The sequence below is a fragment of the Rubellimicrobium thermophilum DSM 16684 genome, from assembly GCF_000442315.1.
Taxonomy (GTDB): Bacteria; Pseudomonadota; Alphaproteobacteria; order Rhodobacterales; family Rhodobacteraceae; genus Rubellimicrobium; species Rubellimicrobium thermophilum.
Genome location: NZ_KE557320.1, coordinates 328,820 through 346,147, shown reverse-complemented (window position 1 = coordinate 346,147; position 17,328 = coordinate 328,820). Strand labels below are relative to the sequence as shown.

At 69.9% G+C, this 17,328-nt stretch carries 15 protein-coding genes, 1 tRNA gene and 2 pseudogenes; 5 read left to right on the top strand and 13 right to left on the bottom strand.

Annotation, left to right across the window (positions count from 1 at the left end):
- Positions 1 to 12: 12 nt before the first annotated feature.
- From ccmB to yajC, 6 genes and pseudogenes are all read right to left on the bottom strand, one after another.
- Positions 13 to 667: pseudogene (ccmB, locus tag RUTHE_RS02665) on the bottom strand (heme exporter protein CcmB).
- Between the two features lie 19 nt (positions 668 to 686).
- Entirely contained in the window at positions 687 to 1,307 is a 621-nt protein-coding gene (gene ccmA / locus RUTHE_RS16925) for a heme ABC exporter ATP-binding protein CcmA (RefSeq protein ID WP_021096710.1), read from the bottom strand.
- Positions 1,304 to 1,657 carry an Mth938-like domain-containing protein gene (locus RUTHE_RS16920; protein ID WP_021096709.1) on the bottom strand — a complete coding sequence of 118 codons (354 nt, stop codon included), beginning with the start codon at positions 1,655 to 1,657 and terminating at the stop codon, positions 1,304 to 1,306. Before RUTHE_RS16920 ends, ccmA begins: the two co-directional genes overlap by 4 nt.
- A gap of 26 nt (positions 1,658 to 1,683) precedes the next feature.
- On the bottom strand, positions 1,684 to 2,658 hold the full coding sequence (gene secF, locus RUTHE_RS02650; protein ID WP_021096708.1) for a protein translocase subunit SecF: 975 nt from the start codon (positions 2,656 to 2,658) through the stop codon (positions 1,684 to 1,686).
- Positions 2,659 to 2,665: 7 nt separating this feature from the next.
- On the bottom strand, positions 2,666 to 4,327 hold the full coding sequence (gene secD / locus RUTHE_RS02645; protein ID WP_021096707.1) for a protein translocase subunit SecD: 1,662 nt from the start codon (positions 4,325 to 4,327) through the stop codon (positions 2,666 to 2,668).
- A gap of 6 nt (positions 4,328 to 4,333) precedes the next feature.
- Complete coding sequence (gene yajC / locus RUTHE_RS02640) at positions 4,334 to 4,618, bottom strand: preprotein translocase subunit YajC (RefSeq protein WP_021096706.1); 285 nt, start codon at positions 4,616 to 4,618, stop codon at positions 4,334 to 4,336.
- Positions 4,619 to 4,836: 218 nt separating this feature from the next.
- On the opposite strand from yajC, the gene serS reads away from it, so the two are divergent.
- The 3 genes from serS (at position 4,837) to RUTHE_RS02630 (ending at position 6,961) form a co-directional block, all read left to right on the top strand.
- Positions 4,837 to 6,132 carry a serine--tRNA ligase gene (gene serS, locus RUTHE_RS02635; RefSeq protein ID WP_040645175.1) on the top strand — a complete coding sequence of 432 codons (1,296 nt, stop codon included), beginning with the start codon at positions 4,837 to 4,839 and terminating at the stop codon, positions 6,130 to 6,132.
- 96 nt (positions 6,133 to 6,228) lie between these two features.
- Positions 6,229 to 6,444 (top strand): hypothetical protein, encoded by a 216-nt coding sequence (locus RUTHE_RS17320; RefSeq protein ID WP_245542182.1) that lies wholly within the window; start codon positions 6,229 to 6,231, stop codon positions 6,442 to 6,444.
- Positions 6,416 to 6,961, top strand: coding sequence for a hypothetical protein (locus tag RUTHE_RS02630; RefSeq protein WP_245542181.1), 546 nt, complete (start codon positions 6,416 to 6,418; stop codon positions 6,959 to 6,961). Before RUTHE_RS17320 ends, RUTHE_RS02630 begins: the two co-directional genes overlap by 29 nt.
- Here RUTHE_RS02630 and der read toward each other — a convergent pair.
- The 6 genes and pseudogenes from der to RUTHE_RS02600 all read right to left on the bottom strand — a co-directional run bounded on the left by der (position 6,933) and on the right by RUTHE_RS02600 (position 12,538).
- Positions 6,933 to 8,428: pseudogene (der, locus tag RUTHE_RS02625) on the bottom strand (ribosome biogenesis GTPase Der). The gene RUTHE_RS02630 and the pseudogene der overlap by 29 nt on opposite strands.
- Before the next feature lie 10 nt (positions 8,429 to 8,438).
- Complete coding sequence (locus RUTHE_RS02620; RefSeq protein WP_021096701.1) at positions 8,439 to 9,734, bottom strand: PQQ-binding-like beta-propeller repeat protein; 1,296 nt, start codon at positions 9,732 to 9,734, stop codon at positions 8,439 to 8,441.
- Positions 9,731 to 10,462, bottom strand: a complete 732-nt coding sequence (locus RUTHE_RS02615) for a hypothetical protein (RefSeq protein ID WP_021096700.1) — start codon at positions 10,460 to 10,462, stop codon at positions 9,731 to 9,733. Before RUTHE_RS02615 ends, RUTHE_RS02620 begins: the two co-directional genes overlap by 4 nt.
- Positions 10,463 to 10,619: 157 nt before the next feature.
- On the bottom strand, positions 10,620 to 11,831 hold the full coding sequence (locus RUTHE_RS02610; RefSeq protein WP_021096699.1) for a multidrug effflux MFS transporter: 1,212 nt from the start codon (positions 11,829 to 11,831) through the stop codon (positions 10,620 to 10,622).
- Positions 11,832 to 12,048: 217 nt separating this feature from the next.
- Positions 12,049 to 12,125: transfer RNA gene (locus RUTHE_RS02605), tRNA-Arg, on the bottom strand.
- Between the two features lie 101 nt (positions 12,126 to 12,226).
- Complete coding sequence (locus RUTHE_RS02600) at positions 12,227 to 12,538, bottom strand: ETC complex I subunit (RefSeq protein WP_021096698.1); 312 nt, start codon at positions 12,536 to 12,538, stop codon at positions 12,227 to 12,229.
- A 112-nt stretch (positions 12,539 to 12,650) separates the two neighbouring features.
- Here RUTHE_RS02600 and uvrB point away from each other — a divergent pair, with 112 nt between their 5' ends.
- Positions 12,651 to 14,846 carry an excinuclease ABC subunit UvrB gene (gene uvrB / locus RUTHE_RS02595; protein ID WP_021096697.1) on the top strand — a complete coding sequence of 732 codons (2,196 nt, stop codon included), beginning with the start codon at positions 12,651 to 12,653 and terminating at the stop codon, positions 14,844 to 14,846.
- A gap of 107 nt (positions 14,847 to 14,953) precedes the next feature.
- On the opposite strand, the gene RUTHE_RS02590 is transcribed toward uvrB, so the two are convergent.
- Positions 14,954 to 16,249: an MFS transporter gene (locus tag RUTHE_RS02590; protein WP_021096696.1), complete on the bottom strand. Its 1,296-nt coding sequence runs from the start codon at positions 16,247 to 16,249 to the stop codon at positions 14,954 to 14,956.
- A 205-nt stretch (positions 16,250 to 16,454) separates the two neighbouring features.
- Here RUTHE_RS02590 and RUTHE_RS02585 point away from each other — a divergent pair, with 205 nt between their 5' ends.
- On the top strand, positions 16,455 to 17,069 hold the full coding sequence (locus tag RUTHE_RS02585; RefSeq protein WP_021096695.1) for a 50S ribosomal protein L25/general stress protein Ctc: 615 nt from the start codon (positions 16,455 to 16,457) through the stop codon (positions 17,067 to 17,069).
- Positions 17,070 to 17,328 lie beyond the last annotated feature (259 nt).

The window sequence follows — 17,328 nt, the reverse complement described above, 5'->3', positions numbered from 1 at the left end:
CTCAAGGCGGGCTCAGCGCAGATTGATCCGCAGCACGGCCCCTGCGGCAAAGGGCAACAGGCCCAGAGCCCCGGTCGTGATTCCCCCCAGCATCAGCAGCGCACCGAGATTGTCGAGCCCCTCGGCCCCGCGCCGAGCCGCCTCGGCCCCGAAGATCAGGGTCGGCACATAGAGCGGCAGGACAAGAAGCGACAGCAGCAACCCGCCCCGTCGCACACCCACCGTCACCGCGGCGCCGAAACAGCCGATCATCGAAGCGCCGGCGTGCCGATCAGCAGCGTCAGCAGCAGCCAGCCATGGGCCGCCCCCCGATCTGGAGCAGCACACCCAGCGGCGCCGCGGCCAGCGTCAGCGGCAGTCCCGTGGTCAGCCAGTGCGCGATGGCCTTGGCCAGGGCGATTCCCTCGGGCGGCAGGGGGGAGGTGGCGATCAGCGGCAGCGCCCCGTCCTCATGATCCAGGGCGAAGATCCGGTCGAGCGACAGCAGCGTGGCAAGCAATGCGCCCACCCACAGGACGCCCGGTCCGATCCGCGACAGCACCGCTGCATCCGGCCCGACCGCAAAGGGCACGAGCAGCACGACGATCAGGAAGAAGGCGAGCGAGAGACCGAACCCTCCGCCCGCCCGCACGGCCAGACGCAGATCGCGCAGGATCAGGGCCCTCATCGCTGCCCCCCGTCGGCGGTCACAGGAAGGGCGCGTCCGATGCGCCGGCGGCCGCGGGACGGGCGCGGAAGGCAGCCAGGTCGAGCTGCGGCGCCTCGATCCCCAGTTCCACATGCGTGGCCAGCACGGCGATGCCGCCCCGATCCAGATGCCGTTCGCGCAGCCAATCTCCGAAACGCTTCACCGATGCGGCATCGAGCGACACGGTCGGTTCGTCGAGCAGCAGGATCGGCCGCCCGATGACCGCCAACCGCGCCAGTCCGAGACGCCGCGCCTGCCCGGCCGAGAGCGTCGCCGCGGGCCGGCCGCGCAGGCCCTGCAGGCCGAAGGCCTCGAGAACCTCCCCGTTCCAGCGCTGTTCGTAGAGGGCCGCCCAGAAGCGCAGATTCTCCTCCACGGTCAGCGTGGCCTTGATGCCATCGGCATGGCCGGCATAGGCGGCGCTGTCGGGGGGCATCGCGATCCGCCCGGCAAGAGGGGGGGCCAGCCCCGCCAAGACGCGCAGCAGCGTCGTCTTGCCGATCCCGTTCGGCCCCCGCAGCACCAGCGCCCCGCCGGCCGCGAGCGCGAAGGACAGCCCCTCGAGCAGCGGCACCCCGCCGCGTGCGACCGACAGCCCCTCGACGCAGAGCGCCGTCACACCGGAATCAGCGCAAGGCCGACGCGCCGCCCCTCGGCCAGCAGCACGTTGTAGGTCCGGCAGGCCGATGGCGTGGACATCGGCTCCAGGGCGATCCCCGCCGCCTCGAGCGCGGCGCGGAAGGCAACGGGCAGGACGGTCATCGCCGCCCCCGTGCCGACAAGCAGCACATCCACCGAGGCGGCCGCGGCCAGCAGCGCATCCCGATCGTCCCAGCCGCCCCAGGGCTGGACGCCCGAAGGCAGGACCAGGACCCGGCCCCGATGCACCTGCCCCCCCACGCGGACGAAACCGGGGCCATAACCGTCCACCGGTGTGCCCTCGGGGAACTCCATCTCGCTCAGGCGCATCGGCAGCGGTCCTCCTCGGGTCCCGGTCAGGCGTCGATGTCGGCGAAGGGGCTGCGCGTCTTCCTTGCCGCCTCTCCGCGCGGCAGACCGATCCACAGGACGATGTTCTTGGCCACATAGATCGTGGAATAGGTGCCGATGAACACGCCCAGCGTCATCGCGAAGATGAAGCCGCGGATCACGTCGCCGCCGAAGATCAGCAGCGGAATGAGCGCAAGCAGCGTCGTCCCCGCCGTCACGAGGGTCCGCGACAGCGTCTCGTTGGCTGACAGGTTCATGATGTCGCGCAGGGGCATCGTCTTGTATTTCTGGAGATTCTCGCGCACGCGGTCGAAGATGACAACGGTGTCGTTGACCGAATAGCCGAGGATCGTCAGCAGCGCCGCGACGATGGTCAGGTCGAACTTGAGCTGGAACAGCGAGAAGATCCCTGCCACCACGATCACGTCATGGAGGAGCGCCGCGATGGTGCCGACCGAATACTGCCACTCGAAGCGCATCCAGATGTAGATGCCGATCCCGACCGAGGCAGCGGCGATGGCCAGCAGCGCCTTGCGCACCAGCTCGCCCGAGACCTTGGGGCCGACCGATTCGACCTGCGTGAAGCGCACCTCCGGGTCCACGGCCTTCAGTGCCGCCTCGACCTGCTGCAAGGTCTCCTGGCTGACGGCCTCGGCATCATCCTGGGCAGCGATGCGGAGCTCGGCCACATGCTGATCCTCGGCAAAGGTCGGGTCGAAGACCTCGGTGATCGTCACATCGCCCAGCCCCAGCCCCTGCAGGGCATTGCGGTATTCGCCCACATCGATCGGGGTGGTCGTCTCGGTGCGGATGGTGGTCCCGCCCCGGAAGTCGATCCCGAAATTGAACCCCAGCGTCAGGAAGCTGACGAAGGAGATCAGGACCATCGCGGCCGAGAGGCCGAAAGTGATCCATTGCAGCCGGAAGAAATCGATCCGGGTCTGCTCGGGGACGAGCCGCAGTCTCCACGTCCAGGCCATGATGTCCTCACACGACGATGGTCTTGGGCCTGGTCCGCGAGAACCAGAGCGCGATCAGGAAGCGGGTGACGAAGACCCCGGTGATCATCGTCGTGATGACGCCGATGGCAAGGGTGACGGCAAAGCCGCGCACCGGACCGGCGCCCACGAAATACATGATTCCGGCGATCAGGAAGGTCGTCACATTGGCGTCCACGATGGCCGACAGCGCCTTGGAGAAGCCCTCCTGCACCGCCTTGAAGGGGGTTGCGCCGCGGCGCAGCTCCTCGCGCATGCGTTCGTAGATCAGCACATTGGCGTCCACCGCCTGCCCCATGGTCAGGACGATCCCGGCGATGCCCGGCAGGGTCAGCGTCGCCCCCAGGATCGAAAGGCTGGCAAAGATCAGCACGATGTTGATGAGCAGGGCGATGACCGCCACCACGCCGAAACTGCCGTAGGAGGCGATCATGAACAGGATCACCAGGAGCCCGGCGACCAGCGCCGCGTTCTGGCCGGCCTCGATCGAATCGCGTCCCAGTTCCGGGCCGATGGTCCGCTCCTCGAGGAAGACCAGATCCGCCGGCAGGGCCCCTGCCCGGAGCTGGATGGCCAGCGCGGTTGCCTGCTCGATCGTGAAGCTGCCGGTGATGATGCCCGATCCGCCGGGAATGGCGGACTGGATCACCGGCGCCGAGAGAACCTCGTTGTCGAGCACGATGGCAAAGGGTTCGCCGATATGGGCCGCCGTGTAGTCGCCGAAGGCCCGCGCCCCCTGGGGATCGAAGCGGAAGGTGACGGCGGGCCGGCCGTTCTGGTCGAAGGACGGCTGGGCATCCACAAGCTGTTCGCCCGTCACCACCGGCACACGGTCGAGCACGTAGTAAAGCCCCGGCTGTTCCGCATCGGGCAGCAGGATATGCCCCGCCCCCGGATCGGCCGTGGCGTCCGTCGTCGTGCGCAGGACCTGATGGAAGGTGAGCTGGGCCGTCGCGCCGATCAGGTCCTTCACCTCCTGCGCCGAGCCGACGCCAGGCACCTGCACCAGGATGCGGTCGCTGCCCTGCCGGATGATCGTCGGCTCGCGCGTGCCGGCCTCGTCGATGCGGTTGCGCACGACCTCGAGCGCCGCCTGCATCGTGCGGTCGTCGGTGGCCGCGCGCTCGGCCTCGGACAGGGTGACGGTCAACAGGGTGCCGTCCGCCCGCACCTCGATGTCCGAAGCGCCGGAGCCTGTCAGGCTCGCCACGGGTCGGGCCAGGCCGCGCACGATCTCCACCGCGCGCTGCACGCCGGCCGGCTCGCCGATGCGGATCAGGAGGCGATCAGACGGGCCCTCCTCGCGCTGGACAAAGCCCAGCGTCGCCCGTTCGGCCGCCAGGGCGTCACGCAGATCCGGCCAGAGGGCATCGAGCCGCTTGGCATAGACATCGGCGACCTGCACTTCGGCCAGAAGATGCGCCCCGCCCCGCAGGTCCAGCCCCAGCGGGACGAGGCCCGAGGGCAGCCAGGACGGCCAGAGCGCGGCCTCCGCCTCGATCTCCGGCGAGGTGATTCCCTCGGCGATCTGCGCGCGGGCGTCATTGGCTCGCTCGACGCGCTCATAGAACAGGTTGGGCAGCGCGAAGAGCACGCCCAGCACGATCGCCAGGACGACAAGGATGCGCTGCCAGAGGGGAATGAACAGCACGGTGGATCAGGCCTTCGCAGGCTCGGTCTTGGAGATGACCGAGGACACGGTGTTGCGCACCACGCGGACATGGACGCCGGGGGCAATCTCGACCTCGATCTCGTTCTCCCCCTCCTTCACCTTGGTCACCTTGCCGACGATCCCGCCGGAGGTGACGATCTGATCCCCGCGTCGCAAGGCCGCGACCATCGCCTGATGCTCCTTCAGCTTGCGCTGCTGCGGGCGGATCAGCAGGAAATACATGATCAGGAAGACGAGGATGAGCGGGACGAGAGAGGCGATGCCTTCCATGGCGGTCCTTCGGCGCGTGACGGGGCTTGGCCCCTGAAAAGGTCGGGGCAACATAGGAGCACCCCCCCGGCTTGTCCATCGCAGGCCCCCGGCCGCGTGATCTTCGCGCCGCGATGCCGCGCCCGGAACGGCTGGGGCGCCGCTCCATCTTTCCCCCGGCCGCGCTTTCGTCCTATGAGGCCTCGACCCGTCAGGCCGCGACCGACCGGAGCCCATCCATGCACGACATCCGCGCCATCCGCGACAATCCGGCCGCCTTCGATGCCGCCCTCGCCCGTCGCGGTCTGCCCCCCCAGAGCCCCGCGATCCTTGCCCTCGATGCCGAACGGCGCGCCTGCATCACCGCAGCCGAACAGGCCACGGCCGATCAGAACCGCGCAAGCCGCGAGGCCGGCGCCGCCAAGGCCCGCGGCGACGAAGCCGAGTTCGAGCGTCTGCGCAGCCTCGTCGCCGAGAAGAAGGCCGAGATCGCCCGCCTGACCGAGGAAGCCCGCCAGAAGGACCGCGCGCTCGAGGATCTGCTGCTGCGCATCCCCAACCTGCCTGCCCCGGACGTGCCCGACGGCGCCGACGAGAGCGGCAATGTCGAGCTGCGCCGCTGGGGCCGCCCGCGCGACTTCGCCTTCCCCCCGCGCGAGCATTTCGAGATCCCCGCCGCCCGCGCCGGGATGGATTTCGAAGCCGCCGCCCGCCTCTCGGGAAGCCGCTTCGTGGTCCTCTCGGGGGCCATGGCCCGGCTTCAGCGGGCCCTCGCACAGTTCATGCTCGATCTTCACATCGCCGAGCATGGCCTTGAAGAGACATGGACTCCTGTCCTTGTGAAGGCCGAGACGATGGTCGGCACCGGCCAACTCCCCAAATTCGCCGAGGACAGTTTCCAGACCACCGATGGCCGCTGGCTCGTGCCCACGGCCGAGGTGACGCTGACCAATCTCGTCGCCGGCCTGATCGTCGAGGAAGCCAGCCTGCCCCGCCGTTATGTCGCCCATATCCAGTGCTTCCGCTCCGAGGCGGGCAGCGCCGGGCGGGACACGGCCGGAATGCTGCGCCAGCATCAGTTCGAGAAGGTGGAGATGGTCAGCATCACCCGCCCCGAGGATTCGGATGCCGAACATGCCCGCATGACCCGCTGTGCAGAGGTCGTGCTCGAACGGCTCGGCCTGCCCTACCGGACCGTGATTCTCTGTGCCGGCGACATGGGGGCCGGAGCGCGGCGCACCCATGATCTGGAGGTGTGGCTGCCCGGACAAGGCCGATACCGGGAGATCAGCAGCGTCTCCACCTGCGGGGACTATCAGGCGCGGCGTATGAATGCCCGCCTGCGCCGCGCCACAGGCGGCAAGCCCGAATTCCTCCATACCCTGAACGGTTCCGGCCTGGCCGTGGGCCGAACGCTCATCGCCGTGCTGGAGAACGGGCAGGAGGAAGACGGCTCGGTCACCCTGCCCGAGGTCCTGGCCCCCTATCTGGGCGGGGCGCGCCGCGTCACGGCCGAAGGGCGGCTGACGGCCTGAGCCGCCCCGGACGGGCGGACAGCGCCGCCCGACCCGGTCATGACGCATACGCCCGGACAGGTTGAACCCGCCCGGTTTTCGGCGCGTAATGACGGCATGAGACCGCTGCCCCTTCTGACGCTTCTGGCCACGCTGACCTTCATCGGATCGGCCTTCCTCTTTCCCTTCCGGGGCTATGACGGCGGGCAGGTGCCGATCCCCCAGCCCGATCCGCCGGTCCAGCCCCCCCGGATGGGCCTTCTCCATCTGGACGCTGATCTATCTCGGCCTGCTGCTGTCGGCCGTGATCGGCCTGTGGAGGCGCGCCGATGACCCGCTCTGGGATCGCGTGCGCCTGCCCCTGCTGCTGTCGCTGGCCATCGGCACGCCCTGGCTGGCCATTGCACAGCGCTCGGCGATCGGGGCGACCGCGGTCATCTTCGTCATGGCTGCCCTGGCCATTGCCGCGATGCTCCGCGCGCGGGAGCGGGATCGCTGGATCCTGCGGGCGCCCGTCTCGCTGCTGGCCGGCTGGCTGACAGCGGCAAGCTTCGTCTCCCTTGGGGCCACACTCGCCGGCTTCGGGATCATGGGGCCGGTTGCGGCGGCCTGGCTCTGCATCGCGCTTGCCGCGGGGACGGCACTTCTGGTGCAGGCAGCGGCCGGACGGGCGCCGGCCTATGCGATGGCGGCGGGCTGGGCACTCTCGGCCATCGCCGCGAAGAATGCCGGCGAGCAGACCGGCCTGGCGCTGCTGGCCGCGGCCGGGGCGGCGGCAGTCGGCATCGTGGCCTGGATCGGCTGGCGCCGGGGTCCTCGGGTCACTTCAGATGCTTGGTCAGGGCGGTGACCTTCGGGGGTTTGCGTCCGGCATAGGGGTTCTTCTGCCCCGAATCGCGCAGGATCAGGCGGATCGGCGTCCCCGGCAGATCGAAGGCCTCGCGCAGGCCGCCGATCAGATAGCGCACATAGCTGTCCGGCACATCCTCCGGATGCGATGTCATGACGACAAAGGCCGGAGGGCGGGCCTTGACCTGCGTCATGTAGCGCATGCGGATGCGCCGGCCCTGCGGCGCAGGCGGCGGATGCGCCTCGGTCATGCCCTGGAGCCAGCGGTTGAGGCGTGCCGTCGGCACGCGGCGGTTCCAGCCCTCATGCGCGCGCCAGGATCGCGGCGTGGAGCCGATCCAGCCCCCCGTCCCGTCCGCGCGCTGAGCGTCACCAGCGGCGCCCCGCGAAGCTGCGGCAGGAGCCGTTCGAAGGCCGTCTTCAGGGCTGCAAGCCGGGCCTCGCGGTCCTCCACCACGTCCCATTTGTTGACGGCGACGACGACGGCACGCCCCTCGCGCTCGGCCAGGCTGGCGATGCGCAGATCCTGCGTCTCTAAGGGAATCTCGGCATCGAGCAGCACCACGACCACTTCGGCAAAGCGCACCGCGCGCAAGGCATCGCCGACCGACAGCTTCTCGAGCTTGTCCTGCACCCGCGCGCGCTTGCGCATCCCCGCCGTATCGAAGAGCCGCACCGGCGTGCCGTCCCAGTCGGTCCGGACCGAGATGGCATCGCGCGTGATGCCGGCCTCGGGTCCGGTCAGAAGACGCTCCTCCCCCAGGATGCGGTTGACGAGGGTGCTCTTGCCGGCATTCGGCCGCCCGACCACGGCGATCTGCAAGGGCCGCTGTGCGGACGGGCGCCAGTCCTCTGCTGGTCCGCCGGTATCCTCTCCGGTCTCCTCCTCCTCGGTCTCCTCGCCGGTCCAGCCGAGATCCACATCCACCGCGGGCGCCTCCTGCGCCTCCTGCATCTCCGCAGAGGCCTCGGCGAGCCGGGCCAGGGGCGTCAGCGCGGCCAGAAGATCCTCCATCCCCTCGCCATGCTCGCCGGACAGACGCAGGGGTTCGCCGAGGCCGAGCCCGAAGGCCTCGAGCCAGCCGGCCTCGCCCGCCCGGCCTTCGGCCTTGTTGGCGGCCAGGATCACGGCCTTTGCCCGGCGGCGCAGCAGATCGGCCAGCGCATGGTCGGTGGGCGTCAGGCCGGTGCGGGCATCGACAAGGAACAGGCAGACATCGGCCGCCTCGATGGCCCGCTCGGTCAGGCGTCGCATCCGGCCCTGAAGCGAATCATCCGTCGCCTCCTCGAGCCCGGCGCTGTCGAGCACCGTGAAACGCAGCGGGCCGAGGCGCCCCTGCCCCTCGCGCAGGTCGCGGGTGACCCCGGGCTGATCATCGACCAGGGCCAGCCGCTTGCCGACAAGGCGGTTGAACAGCGTGGACTTGCCGACATTCGGCCGCCCGACGATGGCCAGGGTGAAGGACATCGCCCCCTCCTCAGCGGAAGGCGTTCAGACGCCCGTCCCCGGTGACGACATAGAGCGTCTGCCCTGCCACCACGGGGGCCGAGACCGCTTCGGCCGGAAGGGGGATATCGCCCAGGGGGGTGCCGCTTGCCGGGTCGTATTGCCGCAGCGCCCCGTCCGTGGCGGCGAGGATGAGCCGCCCCCCCGCCAGCACGGGGCCAAGATGGGTGCTGACCCCGCGGCGACGTTCGGCGCGCGGCAGGGGCTGGCGCCAGATCACGGCACCGGTTGCCGCCTCGATCCGCAGAAGTTCGTTCAGGTCATTGACGAGGAAGATGGAATCCCCCGCCGGCCAGACGGGGGATACAGCCCCCTCGCGCAGGGTCCACAGCGTCCGGCCGGTTTCGATATCGAGCGCGGCGACCGTGCCCGAGACATTGCCGACATAGACCCGTCCCCCGTCGATCACGGGATCGGCTCCGATATCCGTTGCGGCATGGGCCGCCGCCGCGCCCAGCCGGCGCCCGGCGATGACCGTGCTCCAGCGCCGCAGGCCGCCTTCGGGGAACACGGCCGCGACCTCGCCCGAGGCATAGGGCAGGATGACGAGCCCCGGTCGCGCCGCGGCCCCCGCCCCACCGGCATAGCCCGCCTCCGAGGGGATCGCCCGCTGCGTCCATCGCACGCGCCCGTTGCCGCGCTCCAGCGCCCAGGCCTGCCCGTCCCGGGCCATGACGATCACCAGATCGCCGAGGATGGTCGGCGCCGCGGTGCCCGGCGCATCGAGATCCTGGGTCCAGCGCGTCTCGCCCGTGGCGGCGTCCAGCGCCGTCACCTGCCCATGGCCCGTGGTGACGATGAGGACATCCCCGTCCGTCGCCAGTCCCCCGCCCGAGGCATCGGCACGCGCGACCCCGGCCGGGACCACCTCGCGCGACCACAGAAGCCCCCCGCCCGTGGAGAAGGCCGAAACCGTCGCCCGCGCATCGAGCGTGAACACCCGCCCGCCGGCGATCACCGGTTCTGCGGTGATCCGCGCGCGGCGCGAATTCCCCTCGCCGATGGGCACCGAGAAGGCCAGCGCCAGATTCCCCGGCAGGGCCGGATGGCCGGCCGCATGGGACGGGCCGCCATTGCGATGGGTCCAGTCGGCATTGGCTGTCTGCGCAGGCAGGGCGATGCCGCGGGGCTGGGCCAGCGGGGTCGTGTTGGCAAAGGTCCCCTCGCGCAGGGGCAGCCGCTCTCCCGGCAGGATGACCTCCTGCTGTCCACAGGCGGCCAGCGCAGCCAGCCCCAGCACGGCGATACCCAGCCTCCTGCCTGTCATTCGCCCTCTCCTCCGGTTCCGGGCTCCGCTGCCGGTCCTGCGGCCTCGCCGACGGCGTCTTCCCCTGCGCTGTCCGCCTCCGCCTGCGTCGCATCCGGGGAAGGCGCTGCCGGCCGCAGGGCCGTCAGCAGCGCATCCACGCGCTGCTGCTGCGTCGCCGGGGCCTCGGCATCCGAAAGGATCGCCTCCAGCCGTGCCGTTCCGGCCTCGGTCTCGCCCGTGGCGATCTCGACCAGGGCGAGCTGTTCGAGCGCAAGAAGGCGGAACGGCGCCCCCGGCGCGGCCAGCGCCTCCAGGGCAGAGCGATCGGCGGCGGTTCCCTCGATCATCAGGGCCTTGAGAGCGGCCATGTCACGGTAGAGGGGCGGGGTCTCCGCCGCCTCGGCCAGGCTGCGATAGGCGGCCGCGGCGCCGGCCGCATCCCCCTGCTGCTGGCGTTCGGCGGCCAGCAGCAGCGCCGCCACCACGCCTTGATCCGCGATCGCCTCCAGCGCGGCCAGGCGCCCGGCCCCGTCCGACATCCCGAGCGCGGCCAGCAGCGTGTCGCCGCGCAGTTCTGCCAGCGCCTGCTGGCGCGCCTTGTGCCATTCCCACCAGCCGGCGCCGCCGACGATGGCCAGGATCAGCAGCGCCACAAGCCAGCCCCAGCGGCGGAGCCACCGGGCCATCCGGTCGCGCCGAAGAGCCTCGGACACCTCGTCGATGAAGCTGTCGTTGCTGCTGGCCATCTCCCTGCCCCCTTGCCCCTGTCGGCCGCTTGCCCCTGTCGGCCGCGCGGGGCGGAGCCGAGGTCCCGCCCGTCATAGACCACGCCGCGACAGGCGGGCAAGACCCGCCCCGGCGCGGGATCGGCGTCTGCCGCCTGTCGCCGGGGACAGCGCGAGGTCAGCCGGCCGGAGCCGAGGCGCCGTATCCCTGCGGCAGGCGCGCCAGAACCCACAGGCCGATGGCCAGCGCCATCCCGGCGCAGAGGGCGATCGCCGCGACCATCGGCAGGACCGTGCCGTCGAAGAACGGCGCCAGGGCCGTCACCAGCACCGCCCCCGTGAGCATCTGTAACGTGCCCCCCAGCGAGGAGGCCAGCCCGGCGATATCTCCGTGCTCCTCGAGAGCGAGGACGAAGGTCGCGGGCATCACGAGGCCCATGAAGGCATTGCCTGCGAACAGGAAGCCGGCGACCACCGGCAGCCTGTCCGCCCCCGCGAGCACGAGCAGCACAAGCGTTCCCGCCGTCCCCCCAAAGCCCACCAGGCCCAGGCGCATCACCCGCGTCAGACCGAACCGGGCGCCCAGCGGCGCCGCCGCCTGCGACGCGGCGAAAAAGCCCAGCGCATTGACTGCAAAGGCGATCGAAAAACCGGTCGGCGACAGGCCATAGCTCTCGGTATAGACGAAGGAAGCCGAGGCGATGAACACGAAGAAGCTGCCGAAGCCGAAGGCCGCCACCAGGGTCAGCCCCATGAACAGCGGATCGGACAGCAGCATCCGGCATCCCCGCCCCATGGAGCGGAGATTGACCGGAACCCGCTGCCCCCTGGCCAGCGTCTCGGGCAGGGCGAACAGCGTGACGGCCAGGCTCATCGCAGCCACGATGACCAGGGCACCGAAGATCAGGCGCCAGCCCCCGAAGGCCAGCACCGCCGATCCGGCCAGCGGCGCCAGCATCGGCGAGACCGAGATGACGAGCATCACCATCGCCATCAGCCGCGTTGCATCGACACCGCGAAAGCGGTCGCGCACCACGGCGCGGGGAACCACGCCCACCGCCGCCCCGCCGATGCCCTGCACGAATCGCGCCGCCATCAGCCATCCGGCCGACGGCGCGAAGGCACAGCCGATGCTGCCCAGGGCAAACAGCAGGATGCCCAGGATGAGCGGCGGCTTGCGCCCCCAGGCATCGGCCATCGGCCCCCACAGGAACTGCGAGAGGCCGAAGGCCAGGAAATAGAAGGTGATCGTCTGTTGGACGGTCGTTTCCGCCGCCCCGAGATCGCGCGCGATCTCCGGCAGGGCAGGCAGATACATGTCGATCGAGAAGGGACCGATCGCCGACAGCAGCCCGAGCACGAGCGCCGTGCGGAAGATGGAACGATTCATGGAACGAATGACCCGGAAGGGGGGGGAGGAAGACGGTCAGCCCGTGATTCGTAGCCCCCCCTGCCGGCCGCTTCAAGCCCGACGATGGCATGGCAGCCCTGCGCCCATGGCAGACGACGGGCAATCCGATCTCCGCATGCTGCGCGGGCGCCGACCGCCCTGCCCCCCGCAGAGGGGGCCCCATCGGCAGGGTCCGGCCAGCCCATGATGGCCCTTCTGGCGACCCCGGGAGGACTCGAACCCCCAGCCTTGGACTTAGAAGGTCCCTGCTCTATCCGGTTGAGCTACGGGGCCGCGCGCCCTTTCCCTAGCCCGGACCGCGGCAAAGGGGAAGCACTGGAACCACCGCGCCACTCGCGTCATCCGGAAGGTCCCGCTGCCGCGCCGGGGCGCCGTCAGTGCGACCAGGGCTCGCGCCGGCTGGTCGCGAAATTCTCGCCATAGCCGGCGGGGCGGATGTTCGGCCGGCGCGGATTGTCGGGCACGACCACGGCCTCGATGCCATGGCGCATCGCATAGGCCAGCGCCTCCTCGCGCGTGGGAAAGGTCATGCGCACCTGGGTCTGGGTATCGCTGCTGCCGGTCCAGCCCATCAGCGGATCGAGCACGCGCGCCTGCGACGGCTCGAAATCCAGCACCCAGTCGGCCGTGGTGGCCGATCCGATCTGGGTGTTGTTGCGGGGCATCCGCATGATGCGTGCACGCATGGGCAACCCTCCTCGCCTGTGCTGCCTTCTGCCCCAGAGGGGCGCCTCTCGCAAGCCGCCTTGCACCGGAACGAAAGAGGCACAAATATGCCTCACCCCGCGGAGCACGCCCATGCACAACAACGCGCCCGATCAGATGCCGATGCTGTTCGGCCCCCGCAAACCCCTGCGCGAGAAGCTCGAGGGCGGGCGGCGCTTTGTCATGAAGACCGATTTCGAACCCGCCGGCGATCAGCCGCAGGCCATCGAACAACTGGCCGAGGGGATCGTGAAGGGCGAACGCAATCAGGTCCTGCTGGGGGCCACCGGCACGGGCAAGACCTTCACGATGGCCAAGGTGATCGAGGCGACCCAGCGCCCGGCGATCATCCTGGCCCACAACAAGACCCTCGCCGCCCAGCTCTATGGCGAGTTCAAGGCCTTCTTCCCCGACAATGCGGTGGAATACTTCGTCAGCTACTACGACTACTACCAGCCGGAGGCCTATGTCCCCCGGACCGACACCTATATCGAGAAGGAATCCCAGATCAACGAACAGATCGACCGGATGCGCCATTCGGCCACCAGGGCGCTTCTGGAACGCGACGACGTGATCATCGTGGCCTCCGTCTCCTGCATCTACGGCATCGGCTCGGTCGAGACCTATTCCGCCATGACGCAGGATTTCTTCCGCGGGCAGAGCTACGATCTGCGCCAGATCCTGGCCGATCTCGTGGCCCAGCAGTATCGGCGCAACGACCAGGCCTTCCAGCGCGGCAGCTTTCGCCTGCGCGGCGACAATCTCGAGATCTGGCCCGCGCATCTGGAGGATCGCGCCTGGCGGCTGTCCTTCTTCGGCGAGGAGCTTGAGGCGATCACCGAATTCGACCCCCTGACCGGCCAAAGGACCGACAGCTTCGAGCGCATCCGCGTCTATGCCAATTCCCATTACGTGACCCCCCGCCCGACCCTGAAGCAGGCGATCGAGGGCATCCGGCGCGAGCTGCGCCAGCGGCTCGACCAGCTTGTCAACGAAGGCCGGCTGCTGGAGGCCCAGCGCCTCGAGCAGCGCACCAGCTTTGACCTCGAGATGCTCGAGGCGACCGGCAGCTGCAACGGGATCGAGAACTACTCCCGCTACCTGACAGGCCGCGCCCCCGGCGAGCCGCCCCCCACCCTCTTCGAGTTCATCCCCGATCACGCCATCGTCTTTGCCGACGAAAGCCATGTCACCGTGCCCCAGATCGGGGCCATGTATCGGGGCGACTACCGGCGCAAGTTCACCCTGGCCGAACACGGCTTCCGCCTGCCCTCCTGCATGGACAACCGGCCCCTGAAGTTCGAGGAATGGGACGCGATGCGCCCGCAGTCGATCTTCGTCTCCGCCACGCCCGGCCCGTGGGAGCTGGAACAGACCGGCGGCGTCTTCGTCGAACAGGTCATCCGCCCTACCGGCCTTCTCGACCCCGAAGTGGAGGTGCGCCCCGTCGCCATGCAGGTGGACGACCTGATGGACGAGATCCGCAAGGTCTCGGCCAGGGGCTACCGGACGCTGGTGACGACCCTGACCAAGCGCATGGCCGAGGATCTGACCGACTATCTGCACGAACAGGGCATCCGCGTGCGCTACATGCACTCCGACATCGACACGATCGAACGGATCGAGATCCTGCGCGACCTGCGCCTCGGGGCCTTCGACGTGCTGGTGGGGATCAACCTGTTGCGCGAGGGGCTCGACATCCCCGAATGCGGGCTGGTCGCCATCCTCGACGCCGACAAGGAGGGGTTCCTGCGCTCGGAAACCTCCCTCATCCAGACCATCGGCCGGGCCGCCCGCAATGCCGAAGGCCGCGTCATCATGTATGCCGACCATGTGACCGGCAGCATGGAACGCGCCTTGCGCGAGACCGAAAGGCGGCGGCAGAAGCAGATCGCCTACAACGAGGCGCATGGCATCACCCCGCAGACGGTGAAGAAGAATGTCGAGGATGTGCTCGCCGGCCTCTACAAGGGCGACACCGACATGGCGCGCGTGACGGCCCGGATCGACCGCGTGACCGCGGGCGCCAATCTCGCCGCGGTGCTGGAGGGTCTGCGCGCCGACATGCGCCGGGCGGCCGAGAACCTCGAATTCGAGGAGGCCGCGCGCCTGCGCGACGAGATCAGGCGGCTGGAGACGGTCGATCTTGTGCTCCATGACGACCCCCTCGCCCGCCAGCAGGCCGTGGAAAAGGCCGTCGAGGAGGCCGAGGCCGCCAGGGGGCGCAGCACGGCGGGGCGGGCGGGGATGCGCGGCGGCACCCGGCGCAAGGGGCGGCGCCAGGTCTGAACCCAGGTCTGAACCGATGACCGGGATTCCGGTTGGCGTGGCGGTGTGATTCCCGTCCGCTGGCGCGGGTGGATGATGGCGGGGGCTCGACGGGATCTTCCGGGGGCTCAGGACCGGCTTGCCCTGACGCGACCGGACCGGGCATCATGGCCCCTGCACGACCGTCTGCAACCGGGCGGCTCGGACGCATCTGCCCTGCGCGACCTGATCGCCTCGTCACGCCTCGGGAGAGGCGGCATCCCGAGTCCGCATCCTAGACCGCCCGGCATGGGGCGCCGCGCGAGGACAAGGGCCAGCGGTGCCGCCATCGCCACCAGCAGCGCCATCGCGGCAAAGGCTGCGCGCAGGCCTGCGGCCTCGCTGATCAGGCCCATCAGGACGGGGGCGAAGAAGAAGCCCGAAAAGCCCATCACGGCGGCGCGGCTGATCGCCTCGGTCCGCCAGTGGGGGGCGACCATCTGCCCCACAAGCGCCAGTCCCATCGGCCCGATCACCGACACGCCGAGGCCGAACAGCCCGAATCCGGCCTGCGCCATCCAGGGGGCGACCGCAAGGGCCGCCACCAGCAGCCCCGCGCCGGCCAGCACCGCCGCCGCCACGATCACCTGCACCTCGCGCAGCCTTTCGGCCACCGCCTGCCCGCCGAAGCGGCCCAGCGCCATCGTGATGCCCAGCATCGCCGGCCCCAGCGCTCCTTCGGCGGCACGCCCGCCCAGGGTGCGTTCGATATGCAGGGCGGACCAGGATTCGGTCGCAGCCTCGGTCATGAAGGCCGAGAGGACCACGCCGCCGCAGAGCAGGACGGGCACCAGAGGCCAGGCGCCGCGACCCGCCGGGGGCACCTCGGCGCGGACCGGCTCCTGATACATGCGCGGCACAAGCAGCAGGACCACCAGCGCGCCGACACAGGCCAGCGCCATGGTCGGGGACAGTCCGGCCTCGCGCGCGAGACCTGCCCAGACAGCCCCCAGCGTGTAGCCGACCGAGAACATCCCGTGCGCCGCATTCATCAGCGAGCGACGATGCACGGCCTCGAGCTCGGAGACGCGGGCATTCATCGTCACATCCAGCAGGCCCGAGCAAAGCCCCACCGCATAAAGCGCGGCGAAGAACAGCAGCGGGGCGCCCATCAGGCCGGGCAGCAGCCAGACCGCCGCAAAGGCGCAGGCCAGCACCTGCATCGCCCGCCCCCCGAGCCTGCGGTCCACCGCCGGCGCGATCCACATCGCCGAGACAAGCCCCGTGGCCGAGCCCAGAAGCAGCAGACCGAAGGTGCCGTCCGAGACGTTCAACCCGTCCTTGATCACCGGCACATAGGCCGCAAAGCAGCCCCAGAATCCCCCAAGGGCCGCGAAGGCTGCCGAGGGACGGGCCGAAAGGCGAAGAGCAGACAGCACGGACATGGTGAAGGACCTGCGACAGGAGGCGGCATGAAGCCTTTCCATCGCAGCATTGCGACGCAGGGGCAAGAAAGACCGCGCCCATCCTGTTTCAGGCAGAAACAGATCTCGCACGGCTTTTCTTTCGCGCCGGCTTCCGCTAAGGGGGCCGCCTCAACCGGGACCGCACACCCTTGGAGGGCGGTCCCTCGCGCAAGGGAGATTCCACATGGCCGGTGAGATCCACGATCTCGTCGCCAAGGTGCGGACGGGGACAGGCAAGGGGGCCGCCCGTCAGACCCGCCGCAATGGCGACGTGCCTGGCATCGTCTACGGGGGCGGCGAAGCCCCGCTGCCCATCAGCATCAATTTCGACCAGCTTCTGACCCGGCTGCGGGCAGGGCATTTCCTGTCCACGATGTGGAACCTCAAGATCGAGGGCATGCCCGATCAGCGCGTGGTCTGCCGCGGCGTCCAGCGCCATGTGGTCAAGGACCTGCCCACCCATGTGGACTTCCTGCGCATCTCGCCCAACACGCGCATCAACCTGCGGATCGATGTGGAGTTCACCAACCACGCCGCCAGCCCCGGGCTGAAGCGCGGCGGCACGCTGGTCGTCGTGCGTCCGCAGGTCGAGCTGGAGGTGACGGCCGGGGACATCCCCGATCACATCGAGGTGGACCTGACGGGCCGCGAGATCGGCGACGTCATCCACATCCAGGACATCCCCCTGCCGGCCGGCGCCAGGCCGACCATCGAGCGCAACTTCGTCATCGCCAACATCTCGGCGCCCTCGGGTCTGCGGGCGGCCGATGCCATCGACGACGAACCCGCCGCGAGCTGAGCGCCGCCCGGCACCGCGACGACGATCCGGCGATCCGGCGATCCGGCGACGATCCTTGCGGGGCCCTTCGGGGCCCCGTTCCGCATCGGGAGAAATCATGGCGGCCTTTCTTGGACAGGCCCTCGCCTTTCTGGCCGAACTCGCCGCTCTGGCGGGCGCGGGGCTTCTGGCCGCGCAGGCGGCGCCGGGGCGATGGGGGATCGCGGCGGGCCTTGCAGGGGCGGGGCTGCTGGCGCTGGCCTGGGGGCGCTGGGCCGCG